This window comes from Camelimonas sp. ID_303_24 (genome assembly GCF_053543495.1).
The window spans coordinates 1-694 of sequence record NZ_JBLLJM010000048.1 but is presented as its reverse complement, the minus strand read 5'-3'; the positions used below and the strand labels follow the sequence as shown (position 1 = coordinate 694).

Annotated in this window: 1 protein-coding gene and 1 pseudogene; both read left to right on the top strand. The window is 54.8% G+C overall.

Annotated features, from left to right (window positions below):
- On the top strand, window positions 1–459 hold a 459-nt coding region (locus ACERNI_RS17790), incomplete at its 5' end, for an integrase core domain-containing protein (protein ID WP_448834566.1).
- 137 nt (window positions 460–596) lie between these two features.
- Window positions 597–694: pseudogene (locus tag ACERNI_RS17785) on the top strand (IS5/IS1182 family transposase); the annotation flags it as partial.

Below are 694 nucleotides of genomic sequence, written 5' to 3'. Positions count from 1 at the left end.
GACAAGGCCGACAGGAAGACCGCCTGGGAATTCCTTCAGCATATGCTCGAAGCCGTGCCCTACCAGGTCCATACCATTCTCACCGATAACGGCATCCAGTTCGCGGAGCAGTCTCGGAACCAGAATACCATCTACTCCCGGCCAATGCGCTTCGACATGATCTGCGAGGCCAACGGGATCGAGCACAGGGTAACCAAACCCAACCATCCATGGAACAATGGCCAGGTCGAACGGATGAAGCGCACGATCAAGGAGGCCATCGTCAAGCGCTTTCATTACGACCGCCACGAGCAGCTGCGAACACACCTCGCCGACTTCATGGCGGCCTACAACTTCGCACGAAGGCTCAAAACCATCGGCGGTCTCACGCCATACGAATACATCTGCAAGCTCTGGACCTCCGAGCCAGATCGATTCATCCTAAACCCGATCCACCAGATGCCGGGACTGAACACCTAGGACGGATCGACATTCATGATTCCCATAGGCGCATGGTTCTGATTCATAGTGAATAGCCCTATGTTGGAAACCCATACAATTGTCTGAATTTGTTTACATACTCACCCTCCGAATTGGTTTGTTGGAGGTGCATGGAGATGAAAGGGCGCTTGTTCTGGCTCTCTGATGCGGCATGGGACGCCATTGAACCTCATCTCCCGCATGGGCAGGCCGGGAAGCCACGGGTGGATGATCG